17 protein-coding genes and 1 tRNA gene are annotated in these 17840 nt (G+C 42.9%); 9 read left to right on the top strand and 9 right to left on the bottom strand.

Translation table 11 applies throughout. The features are described 5' to 3' along the window. Window positions 1-82: 82 nt before the first annotated feature. The 3 genes from PISL_RS05005 to PISL_RS04995 are packed head-to-tail and all read left to right on the top strand — an operon-like array spanning window position 83 to window position 4174. The gene (locus PISL_RS05005; protein ID WP_011762720.1) at window positions 83-1456 is read left to right on the top strand and encodes a glycoside hydrolase family 57 protein; all 1374 of its coding nucleotides are present in this window, start codon (window positions 83-85) and stop codon (window positions 1454-1456) included. Between the two features lies 1 nt (window position 1457). Further along, window positions 1458-2906 carry a glycogen/starch synthase gene (locus PISL_RS05000; protein ID WP_011762719.1) on the top strand — a complete coding sequence of 483 codons (1449 nt, stop codon included), beginning with the start codon at window positions 1458-1460 and terminating at the stop codon, window positions 2904-2906. Window positions 2907-2950: 44 nt separating this feature from the next. After that, complete coding sequence (locus PISL_RS04995; RefSeq protein ID WP_011762718.1) at window positions 2951-4174, top strand: nucleotidyltransferase family protein; 1224 nt, start codon at window positions 2951-2953, stop codon at window positions 4172-4174. On the opposite strand, the gene PISL_RS04990 is transcribed toward PISL_RS04995, so the two are convergent. The 4 genes from PISL_RS04990 to PISL_RS04980 are packed head-to-tail and all read right to left on the bottom strand — an operon-like array spanning window position 4171 to window position 6982. Beyond that, window positions 4171-4962: a putative RNA uridine N3 methyltransferase gene (locus tag PISL_RS04990; protein ID WP_011762717.1), complete on the bottom strand. Its 792-nt coding sequence runs from the start codon at window positions 4960-4962 to the stop codon at window positions 4171-4173. The two genes, PISL_RS04995 and PISL_RS04990, sit on opposite strands and share 4 nt — an antisense overlap. Further along, window positions 4959-5099, bottom strand: coding sequence for a hypothetical protein (locus tag PISL_RS10710; RefSeq protein ID WP_011762716.1), 141 nt, complete (start codon window positions 5097-5099; stop codon window positions 4959-4961). The genes PISL_RS04990 and PISL_RS10710 overlap by 4 nt, the downstream gene beginning before the upstream one ends. Before the next feature lie 29 nt (window positions 5100-5128). Next, the gene (secY, locus tag PISL_RS04985) at window positions 5129-6511 is read right to left on the bottom strand and encodes a preprotein translocase subunit SecY (RefSeq protein WP_011762715.1); all 1383 of its coding nucleotides are present in this window, start codon (window positions 6509-6511) and stop codon (window positions 5129-5131) included. Continuing rightward, window positions 6512-6982 carry an uL15 family ribosomal protein gene (locus PISL_RS04980; RefSeq protein ID WP_011762714.1) on the bottom strand — a complete coding sequence of 157 codons (471 nt, stop codon included), beginning with the start codon at window positions 6980-6982 and terminating at the stop codon, window positions 6512-6514. It lies immediately after the preceding gene. A gap of 93 nt (window positions 6983-7075) precedes the next feature. Here PISL_RS04980 and PISL_RS04975 point away from each other — a divergent pair. Next, window positions 7076-7184, top strand: a tRNA-Thr gene (locus PISL_RS04975). Between the two features lie 560 nt (window positions 7185-7744). Here PISL_RS04975 and PISL_RS04970 read toward each other — a convergent pair. Further along, the gene (locus PISL_RS04970) at window positions 7745-8095 is read right to left on the bottom strand and encodes a hypothetical protein (protein WP_011762713.1); all 351 of its coding nucleotides are present in this window, start codon (window positions 8093-8095) and stop codon (window positions 7745-7747) included. 139 nt (window positions 8096-8234) lie between these two features. Between PISL_RS04970 and PISL_RS04965 the strand changes: the two genes are divergently transcribed. After that, entirely contained in the window at window positions 8235-10592 is a 2358-nt protein-coding gene (locus PISL_RS04965) for a DNA-directed DNA polymerase (RefSeq protein WP_011762712.1), read from the top strand. A gap of 4 nt (window positions 10593-10596) precedes the next feature. Here PISL_RS04965 and dnaG read toward each other — a convergent pair whose 3' ends face one another. Beyond that, window positions 10597-11814, bottom strand: coding sequence for a DNA primase DnaG (dnaG, locus tag PISL_RS04960; RefSeq protein WP_011762711.1), 1218 nt, complete (start codon window positions 11812-11814; stop codon window positions 10597-10599). Between the two features lie 73 nt (window positions 11815-11887). Between dnaG and map the strand changes: the two genes are divergently transcribed. Continuing rightward, complete coding sequence (gene map, locus PISL_RS04955) at window positions 11888-12763, top strand: type II methionyl aminopeptidase (protein WP_011762710.1); 876 nt, start codon at window positions 11888-11890, stop codon at window positions 12761-12763. Window positions 12764-12819: 56 nt separating this feature from the next. After that, window positions 12820-14484 carry a thermosome subunit beta gene (gene thsB / locus PISL_RS04950; protein WP_011762709.1) on the top strand — a complete coding sequence of 555 codons (1665 nt, stop codon included), beginning with the start codon at window positions 12820-12822 and terminating at the stop codon, window positions 14482-14484. Between the two features lie 443 nt (window positions 14485-14927). Here thsB and PISL_RS04945 read toward each other — a convergent pair whose 3' ends face one another. From PISL_RS04945 to PISL_RS04935, 3 genes are all read right to left on the bottom strand, one after another. After that, complete coding sequence (locus PISL_RS04945) at window positions 14928-15392, bottom strand: hypothetical protein (RefSeq protein WP_167827623.1); 465 nt, start codon at window positions 15390-15392, stop codon at window positions 14928-14930. 70 nt (window positions 15393-15462) lie between these two features. Beyond that, complete coding sequence (locus tag PISL_RS04940) at window positions 15463-16491, bottom strand: ATPase, T2SS/T4P/T4SS family (RefSeq protein WP_011762707.1); 1029 nt, start codon at window positions 16489-16491, stop codon at window positions 15463-15465. Further along, a complete protein-coding gene (locus tag PISL_RS04935) occupies window positions 16472-16939 on the bottom strand; it encodes a TFIIB-type zinc ribbon-containing protein (RefSeq protein WP_011762706.1) in 468 nt (155 codons plus the stop codon). The genes PISL_RS04940 and PISL_RS04935 overlap by 20 nt, the downstream gene beginning before the upstream one ends. Window positions 16940-17063: 124 nt before the next feature. Here PISL_RS04935 and PISL_RS04930 point away from each other — a divergent pair, with 124 nt between their 5' ends. Beyond that, window positions 17064-17378, top strand: a complete 315-nt coding sequence (locus PISL_RS04930) for a hypothetical protein (RefSeq protein WP_011762705.1) — start codon at window positions 17064-17066, stop codon at window positions 17376-17378. 30 nt (window positions 17379-17408) lie between these two features. Then, on the top strand, window positions 17409-17840 hold the full coding sequence (locus PISL_RS04925) for an Lsm family RNA-binding protein (protein ID WP_011762704.1): 432 nt from the start codon (window positions 17409-17411) through the stop codon (window positions 17838-17840).

The raw sequence follows: 17840 nt of genomic DNA, 5'->3' as shown, positions 1-17840 counted from the left end.
TTGCCATTCTACATAAATCTGCCTGTTACATTGCCTAAAGAACTTCATTGTTAAATATTTAGCGATATGCGTTGATGATTCTATGGATGTGGTGCTCTTTTTCGAAGTTCACCAGCCCCGCCGTATAAGGCCAGACATCTACCGAATTTACCCGAGGAAGCCTAGCGATATAGAAATTTTCTATGATGAGCTAAATATGTCAATTCTTAAGAGGGTCGTTGAGAGAGTCTACCGGAAGGCCACCAAGATCATATATGAAGCGGCGTTGGAAACGCCGGGTTTCAAAGTAACCTTCAGCTTAAGCGGCCTAGCCCTTGAACAGTTCCGGAGGCACGCCCCAGATGTTTTAGAGCTATTTCGCGAACTTGTCTCACATGAGGCGGCTGAATTTATTGCACAGACTTATTACCATAGTCTTGTATGGTTTATAGATAGGGAAGAATTTAGAGAACAGATAGAGTTACAGGCAAAAACTGTGGAGGAGTTAGTTGGCATAAGACCGAGGGCTGCTGAAAATACAGAGTTTATTTATAACAACGACATCGCGTGCTTTCTATACTCAATGGGTTTTGAGACTGTGGTTACAGAGGGGGTAGACTGGGTTTTGGGATGGCGCTCTCCCAACTACGTCTATAAAGCATGGGGTTGCGACGTAAGAGTTCTAGTTCGTAATTACAGACTTAGCGACGACATAGGGTTTAGATTTGGGGCACGGTGGTGGGACCAGTGGCCACTCACAGCAGATAAATACGCAACTTGGCTAGAGGCCACTCCAGGCGATGTAGTGTTTATAGCCGTCGACTACGAAACCTTTGGAGAACACCACTGGCCAGAGTCAGGCATTTACGAGTTTCTCAGGTGGCTCCCGAGAGAGATAGCGAAAAGACCGCGGCTCAGGTTCGCTACAGTTTCTGAGGCGGCGTCTCGCCATCCGCCTCGCGACGTATACGACGTGCCCCCTTGGGCCACCATCAGTTGGGCAGACGAGAGAGACCTATCTGCGTGGTTGGGCAACGAAATTCAACGCAACGCCTTTGCCCTCCTTGCATGGCTTTACCCATACGCCAAGGCTCTCGGTGGTGAGACGCTGAGGCTTTGGAGAGAGCTCTCTACGAGCGACCACTTTTATTACCAAGCCACAAAGACAGGGCCTGCAGGAGAGGTACACTCTTACTTCAGCCCATATGGCTCTGCATATAAGGCGCATGATGTCTATATGGCTGCTCTAGTTGCGCTTTTGATAGAAATAAGAGAGAGGTGGAATGTCGAAGCAGCAGAGAGACTTGTGTTTAACGATGAGAGATGTTTCTATGGCCAAGGCGTAAGGATATGCTCGTTGAAAGAGCTAAAGTCTGTAGATACGAATTTCAAGAGACGTAACTATGAAGACTTATTGAAATGGCTTGTCGACATATTTCTTCTTACGCCAGACGAGGCTAGGAGGATACTTAGCTGATATGTACGCGCCAGAGCAGATAAAACGTGTCTATATCCTGACAATGGAGTTTAGCGGATTGGTAAAAGTGGGGGGTCTTGGAGAGGCTGTTAGACAGTATGCTGTTGGTTTGGCGAGAAAAGGCTATGACGTAACAGTACTAATGCCTAGCCACGGCAGACATTTAGATCCCAAGAGAGGTTTTGAACTATACCCTCTAGACTTTAAAACATGTGGAGAGCGCAGAGGGTTAGACGGTAAGCTATACCCCTATTGCCTAGGCGCAGAGATGACGTTTATAGAAGGCGTGAAAGTAGTGATGTTTAAAGGCCTTGACTATGCCACAGGCCATATATTTGACAAATGGGGTGTTTATGAATATACAGAGGAGAAAGCATCTCTATTAACCAGGGCAGTTACGGCGTTTGCAGAACGCTTTGGATTACCCGACTTAATACATATCAACGACTGGCCTACAGTATTGGCGGGAGTAGCTCTAAAAGACCTAGCGGAGAGAAGGGGCTTGGCGTTGCCGCTTTTCTTCACAATTCACCTATCTTGGGATTATAGATTTCCCTGGCACTACGCTGAGTGGAGCGGGCTGTACAATAGACAACACCCAGTTTGGAGAGTTTGTTGCCACAGCTGGGAGTATTACAACGCAGTATGGGACGAGGGGTGGGGAAGCGTCGAGAGATTTGGCGTAGTGGAAGCAGATGCAGTGTCTACAGTTAGCTACGGCTACTTAGAGGAGCTTCTACGTAAGTATGGAGGGTGGCTACGTCCAAAAACTTGTGTTGTATATAACGCCACAGATTGGTCTCTTAAAGACGTCGAGGGGATTTCTGAGGAGGACACATGGCGTCTTGTGGAGGAGGTAGAACGTATGGGCGTAATAGGCGGTCTGGAAAAAGCCGGCGCCCTCTTTCTCACAGTGGGGAGACTAACATATCAAAAGGGCATAGACTTGGCTCTGAAAGCCCTAGATTACGCCCCCAGTGCCCGGCTACTTATACTAGGTCTTCCAGCGGGAGAGCGGGATTATGAAGAATATATAAAAAGTTTGGTCTGGGAAAGACGGGGAAGGGCGGCTCTTTCTGTGGCAAAGATACCGCCGAGACTTTATAAAGCATTACATTATGTAGCAAAGGCACTAATTATGCCATCTAGATGGGAGCCCTTCGGTATTTCGGCAATAGAAGCTATGGCGCTTGGCACGCCAGTTATAGCGACAAAAACCGGCGGGCTACCCGAAATTGTAGACGGAATGGGTCTCTTAGTTGAGCCAGAGGATGTTGAAAACTTGGGAAGAGCTATAGAAGCGATAGCCGTCGGTCGTTACAAACCGCCGCCGCGGCACTACATAGTGAACTATGTAAATAGGAAATTTAGAATTGAACATACGGTAGAGATGTTGGAACAATGTTACGAGAAGGCTAGACAATTTGCATTTTTTAGAGCTCTTAGCTAGTGCGGTTTTCTGTAGAAAATTTAAAAGGAGGGGCAAAATAATACATGGTAAAAATCGCTGTGATACCAGTAGGAGGCGAGGCCGTTAGGCTCAAGCCTCTAACTGTGGAGACATCAAAAGCTATGGTGCGTTTTCTCAACAGACCGCTTATCGAGCTTTCAATTTTACACTTAGCGCAACAAGGCGTAGAAGAGTTCTACTTCGGTGTACGGGGTTATCACAACTACCGCGATATATACGATTACTTTCGTGAGGGGGAGTGGTTTTATATAAGATATGGTAAAGGAATAAGGATTAGATATATGCCTAGGGTGGAGACTAGAGGCAATGCGGAGGCGGTTCTTACGACTCTAGAATACTACGATATTAACGAGCCTGTGCTTGTAGTACAGGGTGACAACATCTTTAGACTAGATATACAAAATATGTATAACTTCCATGCGTCTAAAAAGGCGTTTTTAACAATAGCGCTGAAGGAAGAGATAGAAAACTTGGAAGAGTTCGGCGTCGTTGCGGTAGATGAGGACATGCGCATATTAAAATTTGTAGAGAAGCCAAAGAAGAGAGAGGAAGCTCCAAGTAATTTAGTAAATACAGGACTTTATATACTTTCTGAAGACTTTAGAAACTTCTTCAGAGGGGAGGTAGGACAGAGACTTTACGTAGAGGGTAGAATGGATTTTGGAAAAGACGTTATACCAACTTGTATTGAAAGCGGATTGCCTGTATATGGCTATGTTACCAAGGGCTATTGGTTTGACATAGGAACTCCAGAGCGTTATCTCAAAGCAGTGCGATACTTGTTGAGACATTTGAACTCTAGCGAGTTAGAAGCCGAGGAGGTAGTGTCGCATGTATATATACAAGGATCAAGTTTACAATCAAAGGCTCTAAAGGAGAAAATCGGTGATAACATCAGAAGTAATATAATTAGAGCAGAGGGGCCCTTATTGATAGGAAGACACGTACAGATAGGCGCTGAGACGTATTTAAAGGAGTCTGTTATAGATAACTACGTAATTATCGGAGAAAAAAGCTCTATTGAAGAGTCTGTAATAATGGATCGTACATACGTAGGCCGTGGAGTTTCAATAAGACGCTCAATTATTGGTAGACATGTCTATATAGGGGATGGTGTAGTGATAGAAGATTCGGTAATTGCCGATAACGTTTCTGTGGGGGAGGGCGCCTATTTAAAAAATGTAAAGGTGTGGCCGCATAGAACTATTGAAAGAGGTGTTAGGCTAGAGGGGTTTTCGCTGATTTAGCACTTTGACAAGTTAAGAATTGAGAGGACGATAAAAACTGCCTCTTCTGTTCTAATACTTTCAACGCCTTGACGTGGGACGAAATTTATAAGCTCGCCAGGCGGTTCAATGCCAGCTTCTTTGTATATCTCATCAACCCCCTTTCTCGGGCCTCCGAATACAACCAACGTCTTCTTCCCTACCTTTGGCTTAGCTTCACATACAGACCTCCCCTCCTTTCCTGTCAAAATTATGGCATCAAATCCCTCGGTTAAACTCTGTAAAGGCCTTACCTCAACTTTGTAGCCCCAATACGCAGGAGGGGTGCCTCTATACACAGAGGCTCTATAGGTATCAGGTCTTTCCGTTGGCGCCTCTATTTTTACCAGGAGACGTGAGCCCACCGGATAAGGCTTTGGAATTTTTGCATACTTCCCACCGCCTATATACACCAGCGAAAAGTAACCGTCCCATCGCTCGACCACACCTTCGCGTATTTCGCCAACTCTTGGCTCAAGAGACACGGTATGGCTCGGTATCTTCAAAGGGGGGAGAAGTCCTGCCAACTTAAGCCGTTGATCTAGTTTAAAAAGTCTCTTCCTAAGATATGGTGGTGTTACGACATATTCTAGGATTGTTTTGGCGAAATCGATCTCTTCCCTAAGTGGACTACCGTAGTAATATATTATTATTGTCTCAACGTTAAATATAGCCGCAGCTCTAGCTAAGTAACCTAGTTTGCGCACTTTGCTAGCCTCGTCGGGGGCTTCTGAAAGAAAGTCGTGGGGTACTGCTATTGAAAAACTCACTTCTTTTTCTGTTTTTCAGAACTTTTTTTCTCCTCTTTTTTCTTCTTTTCTTTTTCCTCCTCTCCTGTTTCCAAGCCTAACTTCTTTGCCTCTTCTTCACTAGTCATAAATAGTGTTGTCCTTTGCCGTCCTCCCATAGCATTCCGATAATCTGTAGTTTTAAAAATTATCTGCCTAATACCTCCTTTAGACCTGGATACATCTCGAGGATCTGTTCGCGCATAACTAATGCATAGTATTGTAGTGCGATTTCGACGAGAAGTATAAGTCCGGTCCCGCTACCCCATACGCCGAGGATGTTGCCAAGTGCGGCGAAAGATCCAGCAATAAACCCGCTTATTATTGTAAGCGCATTTATAGGTCTCTCTAAGATTTTTGCCAGTATTTTTTCACTTTGTCTAAAGCCAGGGACATGCAATTGCGACTGGGTAAACTGTTTTGCCTGGTCCTCTGCGCTGAGACCAGCCAGCTGAACCCAGACCCAAGCAAAGGCTATAGCAAGCGTTACGTAAATTAAGTAGTGTATAATTAGCAACGGCATGTCAAAGAAATCTCGGTGCGGCAGAAATATGACTCGTACGATGTAATAAATTGCGGGGTTATACTGGCTGAAGGGGAATAATAATTGGCCAAGCAAGAGGAGGGAATACGTTGTAAAGATTATTGGTAAAACTGAGACGTAGACGAACCTAAGTGGGATGCTAAACTTTATCCCCCTATATTGTCCAGCTGTTACTGGAATATTTACCTTCATCATTTCAAGATATAAGATTATATACCCCAGAAGGACGGTAGAGAGTAGTCCTAAGATATCTGGGAGATAGGTGACGGATTGTTGTCCCTGTAGCACTACCGGCCTATTTATTAAACTAATTAGCGGAGCTACATTTCCGTGAGCGAATAGATCATAAAACGCGGCGCCGAGAGCTGGTATTAGCCCTACAACATGCGCCTGGCCGTTGACATCTACTACGACATCCCAAGAGAACAAACTGAGAAATATCTGGCGAGCAACGCCTAAGAATATTATAAGACTTATAGCGCTACCGATACCCCAGCCCTTAGACATTAGGTCATCTAGGAGAATTATAATCACTGTCGCTATTAGTAGCTGAATTACGATAAAAGCTCCAACTAGCGGCGACACTGGGCCGAATTGTCCTCCTAGTACATATGCCACTGCCTCAACTGCCGCTATGCCTAAGGCTGTCCATTTTAATAACAGCGTAAACTTAAGCCGGTCTTCACGTTTGTTTAAATCTAATCCTAATATGCCTGAGAAAGCAAATACCTCCAGTAAGATTCCTGCAATAACTATAGGGCCTATGCCCAAGTGGGCAAGCGTGCCATATGCTGTGCCGAATATTATGGAAAGTAGTTGTTGTGCTTGTTGAGTTCCCTGCTGAGGTTGATGTTGTACTCCGTAGAGTGGCGTGATCGTCATTAGGATATATACTGCGGCTACTACTGCAGTCCAGAAAAGTCTTCTAGAAAGAGGTACTCTACCCGGCGGCCTTGAGACCGTTGGTATAAATGTTAGAAAATCCATTTATTTGTGTATGAGTGGAATTATTCTCACCTCTCCGCCAGCTTTTTCAATTTTTTCAACTGCTGTTCTACTGGCGGCTGGAGTATAAACTATAACTGGCACATCTATATGGCCCCCGCCTAGGAGCTTGTTGTACCCAAGTTCCAAGAGTCTAATGACGTATTTGCCCCCCTCCTCTGCGATTTTTCCCTCTTTTTTAAGCTCTTTGATTATGTCGGAGAGACTGCCAACATTTATAGGCCTCCACTCGATGGCGATAGTGGGTGGTTGTTTAAAGCCGTGTTTTCCGTAGAAGGGCCATCCTGTGCCACTTTCGCCGTATTTCATAACTAGAGACCACTTGTGTTTGTGGAAGCCAACCATGCCTTTACCGCCAGAGCTCCCGCTTTTTCTATGTTGGCCTACTCTGCCCCAGCCGTGTGTCCTGCTACCGCGTCTATATTTAACAGCGGGTTTAAAGCGTCGAACCATACAGCCCTTGCTTCTGACGCATTTTAAAACTTTTCTGCAAATAGTCGCTATTAATGGCTAAAACTTTATTAACATAGAGGATATTTAGTTTAAGCCCCGGTAGCTCAGCCCGGTCGGAGCGCCCTGGGGTAACGCCCCGCGTATGCCTCGTATCTGTCAGCGAGACAGCGGGAGGTCCCGGGTTCGAATCCCGGCCGGGGCTTCGTCATTTTTTATTTTGTCGCAGCCATATGCGCCGGTGTTATATTATTCTATTATTCCCAAACTATCTCTCAGTTTTTCGCTAAATATTCTCAAGAAGACTTCTAAATGGCATGTTTTGAGATCCGCGCTAGGGTTGACGTAAATTCTTGAAATTCGATGAGAGAAAATCATTGTATTGGTGAGTTTTCCTGAAAAATTATGTGCTAGTAAAGAAAGCGTTGAGTTATAGACGGCGTAATTATGTAGGCATTTCCCAACGGTTATAGTCCAGTGACTCCACGCTTAAGACGCCACATGTCTTAACTCTAGACCTCCTAAGCCACTCTTTAACACTTTCTAAAGGGATATAGAAGAGGAGATGTCGCCGAGATATTCGGCAGAAGATTGAGAAAGATAAAGGTGTATACACACAGACTCATGCTGTCGTTATGCTTGACACGCGGCTTAAATTCACTATAGAGAAGGGGTAGTCCTATATCCGACGACCACACCCGAAACATCTCAACTACCAACGAAGGCGTGAGCTAGAGAAAGTCCCTAGGCGTAGGGACAGACGGCTTAGAACAACAATGTCTTGATAACTCTTCTAGCGTATGCCCTCTTTTTCTGTAAGACGTAGAGTACCAAAGCGATGGTAAATAAGATATTTATTATAAATGAGGCTATTTTTAAAATCCACGTCAATAGGCTTATATCCACAGGGGGGTTTAGAGAGCTTGTCAGTATTTGCAAAGCTGTTTCATAAAACAGAAGGCCTATCAGAGGTATTACGGAGAGTACAAGTGAAATAGATAGCATAAATCCTATTACCCCGTTCCATAACAGAGATGAAGGAGCTGTGGTAACGCCAAGGGTAAGAGCGATAATATATATCGCCGTTAATACAGCTAAGGAGAGGTATAGTTTCATACCTCTTCTAGCTTTTTAAGTAGCCACTCGATTACATAGTTGTGCGCCGTGCCCGGTTTGCGAGGTAATTGTTTTAAGCATTCCGCCACAGCGTTCATATACTGTAAATCAATTTATTTTTATATTTGTTTCAAGCATTGTGGAACTAAAAGTTTGGCCTCTCGACATTACATATGCCGTAGTTGGTAGTGTTCCTGAGATTAGGATTTTCGGTATTTTAAGCAGCGGTGAGCGTGTTGTACTTATCGATAGATCTTTTAAGCCGTATTTCTACGTCGATTGTGCCGTTTGTGAACCAGCTGCTCTAAAGACTGCGTTGTCGCGAGTTGCGCCAATAGACGATGTACAAATAGTTGAAAGGAGGTTCCTCGGAAGGTCTAAGAAGTTTTTGAAAGTTATTGCTAAAATTCCTGAGGATGTCAGGAAACTTAGAGAAGCCGCAATGTCGATACCAAGGGTTTCTGGCGTTTATGAAGCAGATATTCGTTTTTACATGCGATATATGATAGACATGGGGGTAGTGCCCTGTAGTTGGAATGTGGCAGAGGTAGAAGAGGGGGGTAGACTTGGCGGGATTCCCACATACGTTGTCTCTCAGTGGTACGGGATTGACGAAGGCTTTCCCCCTTCATTGAAAGTTATGGCGTTTGATATCGAGGTTTATAACGAGCGCGGCTCTCCCGATCCTATCAGAGATCCCGTGGTTATGTTAGCCATAAAGACAAACGATGGGCACGAGGAGGTTTTTGAAGCTAGTGGGAAAGACGATAGGGGGGTTGTGCGCGCTTTTGTGGATTTTATCAGAAGTTATGACCCCGATGTAATTGTTGGCTATAATTCCAACGGCTTTGATTGGCCTTATTTAGTAGAGCGTGCGAAAGCCGTCGGCGTGCCGCTCAAGGTTGATAGACTGAGCAATCCCCCTCAACAGAGCGTGTATGGACACTGGTCTATCGTTGGTAGAGCAAATGTAGATCTCTATAACATCGTGGAAGAGTTCCCGGAGATTAAGCTAAAGACTCTTGACCGTGTTGCTGAATATTTTGGTGTAATGAAAAGAGAAGAGAGGGTGTTGATCCCAGGCCACAAGATTTATGAATACTGGAAAGACCCCAATAAAAGACCTCTACTTAAGCGGTATGTTCTAGACGACGTACGATCCACTCTAGGACTTGCCGACAAGCTCCTACCGTTTTTAATACAACTGTCTTCTGTATCTGGGCTACCGCTGGATCAGGTGGCAGCGGCGAGCGTGGGCAACAGGGTAGAGTGGATGCTTCTTAGGTACGCGTACCGCCTGGGCGAGGTAGCTCCGAACAGAGAGGAGAGGGAGTACGAACCATATAAGGGGGCCATCGTGCTTGAGCCAAAGCCCGGGATGTACGAAGACGTGCTTGTACTTGACTTCTCTTCCATGTACCCTAACATCATGATGAAGTACAACCTATCGCCGGATACGTACCTAGAGCCCGGCGAGCCGGATCCGCCCGAGGGTGTAAACGTGGCCCCCGAGGTGGGGCATAGGTTTAGGAGAAGCCCACCAGGCTTCGTCCCTCAGGTGTTGAAGAGCTTGGTGGAGCTTAGAAAGGCGGTAAGAGAGGAGGCGAAGAAATACCCCCCAGATTCGCCAGAGTTTAAGATCTTAGACGAGAGACAACGTGCCCTCAAGGTTATGGCCAATGCCATTTATGGATACTTGGGCTGGGTGGGGGCCCGGTGGTATAAGCGGGAGGTAGCCGAGTCTGTGACGGCTTTTGCCAGAGCGATTCTAAAAGACGTTATTGAACAAGCTAGAAGGTTGGGCATTGTGGTTGTATATGGCGATACAGACAGCCTATTTGTCAAAAAACATGGAGACGTGGACAAACTGATCAAGTACGTGGAGGAGAAGTACGGCATAGACATAAAGGTGGACAAGGATTACGCCAAGGTGCTTTTCACGGAGGCTAAGAAGAGGTACGCTGGCTTATTGAGAGATGGGCGTATAGATATTGTGGGATTCGAGGTCGTGAGGGGAGACTGGAGTGAACTTGCCAAAGACGTTCAGCTAAGAGTTATAGAGATTATACTTAAGTCAAGAGATATTGTGGAAGCTAGACATGGCGTTATAAAATATATTAGAGAAATAATAGAACGACTGAAAAATTACAAGTTTAACATTGATGATTTAATAATATGGAAAACTCTAGACAAAGAGTTAGACGAATATAAGGCGTATCCGCCTCATGTTCACGCTGCGCAAATTCTCAAGAGACACGGCTATCGAGTGGGCAAAGGCACTACGATAGGCTATGTCATAGTTAAAGGAGGCGAAAAAGTATCTGAGAGGGCGTTGCCGTATATACTCCTTGACGATATAAAAAAGATAGATATCGACTACTACATAGAGAGACAGATAATACCAGCGGCGTTGAGAATAGCAGAGGTTATAGGGGTGAAAGAGTCGGATCTTAAAACGGGGAGAATGGAAAGGTCGCTTCTTGATTTTCTAAGTTAGAAAACTACGTTTTCTGCGTTATTTGATCAAAAGTCACTATCTTCATATCTTCAGGCACTTTTGTAAGAGGGCCAACTCTAGCAGTTATAATGACTTTGACTCCCCTTTTCGTGGCTAAGTCCACAATTCTTTGTGTGACAATGCCATCCATTACCACAGCGTATATAGAATCATTTGAGTTGGCGAGAAAATCGGGCAACTCTCTAACTGGTAATCTCTTCAATAGTGTCCAATTTGCATCATATATCTCGGCTTCTAAAGTACCTAGCATCTCTTCTATCTTCTTGGATAGGTCAAAGGGAGCTTGCACCTCAGCAGTCGTTGGCTGTGTCTGCGTAAGCTGAGGTTGTTGAGGCGACATTTGGGACTCTGTTTTCTCTCCAGCCGCTTTTTGTTGTGCAAGCCATTCTTCCAGCGTTATTTTATTCCTAAGCGCTTTCGCTATTTCCTTAGCTGTCAACTGTTCTACTTCTTTCCCTGGCGGCGCCCGGGCTATATAGTCTATGTGCGCGACTTTTATTAACTCTCTTAGTACTATCTCGCCGCCTTTATCGCCGTCAATAAACACAGTTACAGACTTCTTTTTACTCAGGTCTATTATAGTTTGGGGAACTCCCTTGCTTATACCCTCTATTGCGATGACATTTCTATATCCATGTTTTACTAGGTTAACTACGTCGGCTCTGCCCTCCACCACTATTATAGAATCTGATTTATCTACATCGGGTCCCGCTGGGAGTTTTTCTGGGCCATATTCAATTATCTCAGCCTTTGCCACATCTTCCTTTAGTCTCTCAATAATCTCTTTAGTATCTGGTAATATCTCTTCTTCTATTAATTTTACAAGTTCTTTAGCCCTTTCGATTATTTTCCTTCTTTTCTCTTCACGGAGATCCTTTATCTCAAGTACTTTGACGCTGGCAAGATACGGCCCTACTCTCTCTACGCTCTCTATAAGCGCGGCAACTAATGCAGTTTCGTAACGATCTAAATTACTCGGTATGTATATCCTGGCTTTTGTCTTGCTATTTTTCTCAGATATTTCGACTTCTATCCTACCTATACGTCCCATCATTTGGAGTTCTCTTAAATCCATATCTTTGCCTAACAACCCTTCTGTTTGGGAAAATAAAGCGCCAATTATATCGGATTTATCCACACTGCCGTTTACCTCTATCTGTGCTACTATCATGTATTTGGCTACAATGGTTAAAGCTCCCATAGGGGTCTTTCTCTTCTTCAGGTTATAAATTCTTTCTTCTTCACGTATTTAAACTCCGTAGCCCTATGTTTCAATGCTAAAGACTTTACGTCAAATAGGCGACATAGTGTATAAAGCACTTAAATATGCGCTAGATCTAGCACAGCCGGATACACCTGTGCTAGAAATTTGTGAAAAAGTCGAGGCTTTTATAAGAGCTAACGGTATGAGACCGGCATTTCCTGTTAATGTAAGTATAAATGAGGTGGCGGCTCATTATACGGCGAAAAGAAACGACACTCTTAGGCTTCCAAAGACAGGTATTGTCAAAATTGACATAGGCGCACAACGTGACGGCTATATTGTAGATGCCGCAGTGTCTGTGGCTTTAAGCCCCATTTTTTCAAACCTAGAGAAAGCTGCCAAAAAAGCTTTAGAATCTGCCCTAGGAGCTATAAAACCTGGGGTAAGAGCGTGGCAGATAGGAGAAACTATAGAAAAGACTATCAAGAGCTTTGGCTTCAATCCCATATATAACTTAACTGGCCACAAAATTGAGCGTTATATTTTACACGCTGGATATGTAGTACCAAATTACTCAGACAAATCTGCATCCCAAGCCTTTGCGCCTGGCGATGTGTATGCAATAGAGCCTTTTGTCACAAATGGGGAGGGATATGTTGCTGACAGAGGAGAAGTAACGATATATCGCCTAGCCCGTATGCGACATAAGACTTACCAATATATAATAAATATAATAAGCGCAGAAGCGGGACCCTTGCCCTTTTCTCCACGTTGGTTTCCACAGATATCAGATGTAGAGATAGAGACAGCGTACAGAAATGGTATTCTACATGGGTATGAGGTTTTGATAGAGAGATCAAAGGGGTTTGTTGCACAGTTTGAGGACACTGTATATGTAGCTGAAGACGGCGCTATACCTTTGGCACAGACACTAGACTTGATATAGTAACGACGAAATATCTTTCTGCGAAAAGTTTTTATAGACACAATTTTTGTCAAGCCATGAGTCAAGCTGTATTGACTCAAATAGGAGGAGTGCCAGTGCTTGTATTAAAGGAAGGTACGCAGAGGGCTTTTGGCAAAGAGGCGCTTAGGCTAAATATAATGATTGCAAGAGCTATAGCCGAAGTTATGAGGACGACACTAGGGCCAAAGGGCATGGACAAAATGCTTATTGACTCTCTCGGCGATATAACAATAACAAATGATGGTGCCACTATTCTTGATGAAATGGATGTTCAACACCCCATAGCTAAGTTACTAGTAGAAATTTCTAAATCTCAGGAAGAGGAGGCTGGCGACGGTACTACTACAGCGGTTGTGCTAGCCGGCGCTTTACTTGAGGAAGCCGAGAAACTACTTGAGAAAAACATCCATCCAACTGTAATAGTAAGCGGTTTTAAGAAGGCGCTAGATGTGGCCACAGAGCATCTACGTAAAGTTGCCGTTCCTGTAAGTAGGACAGATGTAGATACGCTGAAAAAAATAGCTATGACATCAATGGGTGGGAAGATTTCTGAAACTGTAAAGGAGTATTTCGCTGACTTAGCTGTAAAAGCGGTGTTACAAGTGGCAGAGGAGAGAAATGGGAAATACTACGTCGATCTTGACAACATCCAGATAGTTAAGAAGCATGGCGCATCTCTCCTAGATACACAACTTGTTTATGGTGTAATAGTTGATAAAGAAGTCGTTCACGCAGCAATGCCTAAGCGTGTTATAAATGCCAAAATAGCGTTACTTGATGCGCCATTGGAGGTAGAGAAGCCGGAAATCGATGCTGAAATTAGAATTAGCGATCCACAACAGATGAGAGCGTTTTTAGAAGAGGAAGAGAAAATCCTCAAGGGCTATGTCGACAAGCTTAAATCGCTTGGCGTAACTGCGTTATTCACTACAAAGGGCATTGACGACATTGCTCAGTACTACTTAGCTAAAGCTGGCATATTAGCCGTGAGGAGAGTAAAACGTAGTGACATAGAAAAATTAGTGAGAGCTACAGGCGGGAGACTAGTGACAAATATTGAAGACTTAACAGAAGCCGACCTCGGCTTTGCGGGACTTGTTGAGGAGAGACGTGTAGGCGACGAGAAGATGGTGTTTGTAGAACAATGTAAAAACCCAAGAGCAGTCTCGATTCTAGTACGTGGAGGCTTTGAGAGACTTGTCGACGAAGCCGAGCGTAATCTTGACGATGCTCTATCTGTTGTTGCCGATGTAGTTGAGGAGCCCTATATACTTCCTGCGGGCGGTGCGGCTGAGATAGAGGCTGCGAAAGCTGTTAGAGCCTTTGCAACAAAAGTGGGCGGAAGAGAACAATATGCTGTAGAGGCGTTTGCAAGAGCTCTTGAAGCCATACCTAAGGCTCTCGCCGAAAACGCCGGGCTAGACCCCATAGACATACTGACTGAGTTGACGCACAAACACGAGCAGCCAGACGGTTGGAGATACGGCCTTGACGTATATCAAGGCAAGGTTGTAGACATGATGGCTCTCGGCTTAATTGAGCCGTTGACTGTAAAGCTTAACGCGCTTAAAGTAGCTGTTGAAGCCGCGTCTATGATTTTGAGAATAGACGAGATAATCGCGGCATCTAAATTAGAGAAGGAGAAAGAGGAGAAGAAGGGAGAGGAAGAGAAGAAGGAAGAAAAGAAGGAATTTGACTAAATTTTTTCAAGTTTTTCCCCTAGTATAGATAAACTATTTAGAGTAATATTTTTGCAATTTTAGTATAATCGCTGTGGGGGACGCATAACTTACAACTGTCACGTCTGTCATATATATATACCAAGTTTTATCATATTTTTCACATATTTTGACAGTCTTTGTTATTGTACATTGAGGTTTATTTCTCAGTTTATATGCAGTATGTAGCATCCGCTAGACGGTGCTCAGATGACTCTGGCGGAGATCCAGCCCTATCAAGATGCCCCCGTGCGGACTATCCGCCTTCTCCCACTAAGGTCTAAAAGTGGAAGCTACACTGTCTTGCATACGCCGCCGCTAAGCTGTGGAACGAGGTGAACCACCCCATGTCGGCCAACCTATTAACCTTTGCGAGGGATAACGTCCAAGGCCTCCACACTGCGGGCTCCGCCGTTAGCGGGTCATTAACTTAACTTATTTTTTCCTAGTAGTAAAACTATAAGTATAATAATTCCAAAGATAAAGTCTTTTGTCACCATTATATGTGGTACTGTAACTGCAAAAGATGTTGCAAAAATTACAATCCTTGCTCTGTTTTTTAAAGCTCTATATTTTGCTCTAAAAAGCGGCGTTGATGCCTCTATGTTTTTTCTTTCAGCTCTTACTACGATATCGTCAATAAGAGGCTCTGAAATCAGCTTGTCAAAGTAGTTTCTCGGGCTATACAGATCTTTAAGCACTGCAAAATATCTCTGAACTAACGGCTCTCTTGTAAAATTTATGAGAACTTTCCTAATTTTGTTTTCGCCTTGTCTTAGTGTTATATATGACATAGCTATGCCGATTGTTAGAGTTACTATAGCTAAGTATTTTAGCAACGGGTTTGTTACTAAGGCTATTCCACTAGTTATGACACTAATAGTAGACATAGATGATAAAATCAGTACAGTTTTTACATACGTTTTCTCCTGAATCTCTTGGATCTTATAGGCTATATACTCATTTAACATATACTTCTACGACTTTTCTCTTGACTGCCTCCTTAGGTTGTTTGGCAAGCTGTATTATGGCAATATTTTTCAATTTAACATATTTCTCTAGTCTCTCTATTGCATCATTTACAGATGTAGAATGCATAGTTGCTAAAGTCTGTATACCTATCTCTGTTGCAGTTTTAAATGCGTGAAAATGATTCTCATATTGTAACTCTCCGATAAATATGACATCTATATTTCTATTTAGTGATGCATATACTTCTTTTATCTTGTCTACATTTCTTATCTTTATTTGGTTCTTTTTTGGATCTTCATCAAATTCATCAGCCTCGTCTATGTAGACTCGCTGTAGGTTTGGTGGTATTAAATCATCTAACGCCACAAGAAATGTTGTTTTTCCAGAGCCGGGCGGCCCTGTGATTACAATATGTTTCCCCTCTTTTATCAATCTATAAATTTCACGTAATTGTTCAATAGTTATAAACCTAGAATCTAATAGTTTATCTATAGTGATTTTAGACTTATGTATCCTAAGATAGGCTTGTGGATTTGGAACCACTGGGGGCAGATCTAGCGAAATTCTCATTCTAATTGGGCCAAATCTCACGCCATATCTAATCGATGGGTTTGCCGTAGTTAGTTCTATCCCCTTCATATGTGCCAGTTTTAACATATTCTTTACTAGTGTAATATCAGCAATTTTAGAAGTTCTAAGTTTTTCAGCATGCTTTGTTATGTATATAGGACGCCCGGGAATTACAAGGATATCTTCTACGTCGTTGCTTTCTACAAATTCGGCGATCTTTAACAATCCAATAGTGGCCAGCGTGGCTCTTATGGCAATTTTTCTGTCTATTTTCTCAAATAATTTATATCTGAGATCTAAAGTAGCATCTATGTCTCTTGAAAAGATTCTTGATGCCAGTTCTATGACTGAATAAAGTTCATGTTTATTAAAACTACAAAGTCCCTTCTCTTGACAAGAGTATTTACATGCTATACACTCTAGGATCTTAGTGAGTAGTAGAAACATGTCTCCTTAATTTCGAAACTGTATCTCTAATAGTAAATTTACTTATATTTACTATCTTTGCAATAGTCTGTTTGTATATCTGAACCCCCATAGCCTCTGCGGCTAGGTAGACAACCGAGGCGGCTATCACCCTAGGGTTTTTGCCCTGATAGACCCTTTTATCTAGCTTTTGAAATAGATCCCATGCTACCTCTCTAATATTTTCTATAGCTAGTTCTGTAGAAATTTTATTAATATAAAATTTTACTATATCGCTATATTTCATATTGATAGTTTTTTTGTTTTCTTTTTCAAGACTTAGAAATATAGTACGTCTTCTTATAACTGACATATTCTGCTTTGATACGGGCGCGACTACTTCAAAACCAAGTACTGTTCCGCATTCTGTACAGATGTATTCGCCGTCTTTTAATATAATTTTGTCAGATCTACAATATGGACAAATCATGTGTCCATGGACATTTCAATATTTTAAAATATGTAGTTATATCTATTTCTATTGAGAGAGAGTTAACTAAAAGTTTCATAACACCGCCTATAAACGTTTTTATACTATATACAAAAGTGGCGCTATGGAATTTTTGCTAAAGGTTGAAGAAATATCAAATGACTTTCCAAACACTATAAAACTGAAGGGCGACGTAGATATAACTATAGAGCTACCACTTAACATACTTGGCATAAAGTTATCTAAAGGTGAAAATGTAAAATTAGTATTACAGCAAGAAAAGGATAAAGAATTACATAAGTACAAGGTATATGCATGGGGCATAGTATATTACGTGGGGAATAATATAACGCGGATATCTATCGGTGGTCTGCAACTAGATATTATGAAAGAACTTCCGCTAAAAGTTGGTGAGAAAGTTTACATTGGCATCATATAAATTTTTAAGCCCGTTCAACGCCTCCTCAATATGGCAACAACTTTAGCAGAAGCTAGCAAGAGGTTTGTAGCTGAGCTCAATAACGTCATAGGTAGAGAGGTACAAGTTGTCCTTTCTAACGGGGAGGTATATAAAGGCATACTACATGCAGTAGATAACCAGCTTAATATAGTCCTTGCAAATGCTATTAGTAAGACTGGGGAGAGGTATACAAGAGTATTCATTATGTATAGATATATTGTCCATATAGACAGCATAGAAAAGAGAATTGACTTACGGGAGTTTGCAAAACAAGCAGAAAAAATATTTCCAGGGATGGTGAAATATCTTGAAGAGACAAACACCGTCATCATAGGCGACAAAGTTCGTGTTAGTGAAATTGGTGTTGAAGGTGTAGGGCCGGTTGCCGAACGCGTCAAGAGACTTTTTGAAGAATTTCTAAAGTCGAAGGGTATCGAATAA

This window comes from Pyrobaculum islandicum DSM 4184 (genome assembly GCF_000015205.1).
Lineage (GTDB): Archaea > Thermoproteota > Thermoprotei > Thermoproteales > Thermoproteaceae > Pyrobaculum > Pyrobaculum islandicum.
This window is presented reverse-complemented; position numbering and strand designations above follow the sequence as displayed.

Bases quoted from the DNA above. Each gene is read 5' to 3' on its own strand.
- PISL_RS04935 (WP_011762706.1), bottom strand. From the start codon at position 16,939: ATGATTTGTCCATATTGTAGATCTGACAAAATTATATTAAAAGACGGC.
- map (WP_011762710.1), top strand. From the start codon at position 11,888: ATGCTAAAGACTTTACGTCAAATAGGCGACATAGTGTATAAAGCACTT.
- PISL_RS04925 (WP_011762704.1), top strand. From the start codon at position 17,409: ATGGCAACAACTTTAGCAGAAGCTAGCAAGAGGTTTGTAGCTGAGCTC.
- PISL_RS04945 (WP_167827623.1), bottom strand. From the start codon at position 15,392: ATGTCTACTATTAGTGTCATAACTAGTGGAATAGCCTTAGTAACAAAC.
- PISL_RS04995 (WP_011762718.1), top strand. From the start codon at position 2,951: ATGGTAAAAATCGCTGTGATACCAGTAGGAGGCGAGGCCGTTAGGCTC.
- PISL_RS04980 (WP_011762714.1), bottom strand. From the start codon at position 6,982: ATGGTTCGACGCTTTAAACCCGCTGTTAAATATAGACGCGGTAGCAGG.
- PISL_RS05000 (WP_011762719.1), top strand. From the start codon at position 1,458: ATGTACGCGCCAGAGCAGATAAAACGTGTCTATATCCTGACAATGGAG.
- PISL_RS04970 (WP_011762713.1), bottom strand. From the start codon at position 8,095: ATGAAACTATACCTCTCCTTAGCTGTATTAACGGCGATATATATTATC.
- secY (WP_011762715.1), bottom strand. From the start codon at position 6,511: ATGGATTTTCTAACATTTATACCAACGGTCTCAAGGCCGCCGGGTAGA.
- PISL_RS04930 (WP_011762705.1), top strand. From the start codon at position 17,064: ATGGAATTTTTGCTAAAGGTTGAAGAAATATCAAATGACTTTCCAAAC.
- PISL_RS10710 (WP_011762716.1), bottom strand. From the start codon at position 5,099: ATGGGAGGACGGCAAAGGACAACACTATTTATGACTAGTGAAGAAGAG.
- dnaG (WP_011762711.1), bottom strand. From the start codon at position 11,814: ATGGGAGCTTTAACCATTGTAGCCAAATACATGATAGTAGCACAGATA.
- PISL_RS04940 (WP_011762707.1), bottom strand. From the start codon at position 16,491: ATGTTTCTACTACTCACTAAGATCCTAGAGTGTATAGCATGTAAATAC.
- PISL_RS05005 (WP_011762720.1), top strand. From the start codon at position 83: ATGGATGTGGTGCTCTTTTTCGAAGTTCACCAGCCCCGCCGTATAAGG.
- thsB (WP_011762709.1), top strand. From the start codon at position 12,820: ATGAGTCAAGCTGTATTGACTCAAATAGGAGGAGTGCCAGTGCTTGTA.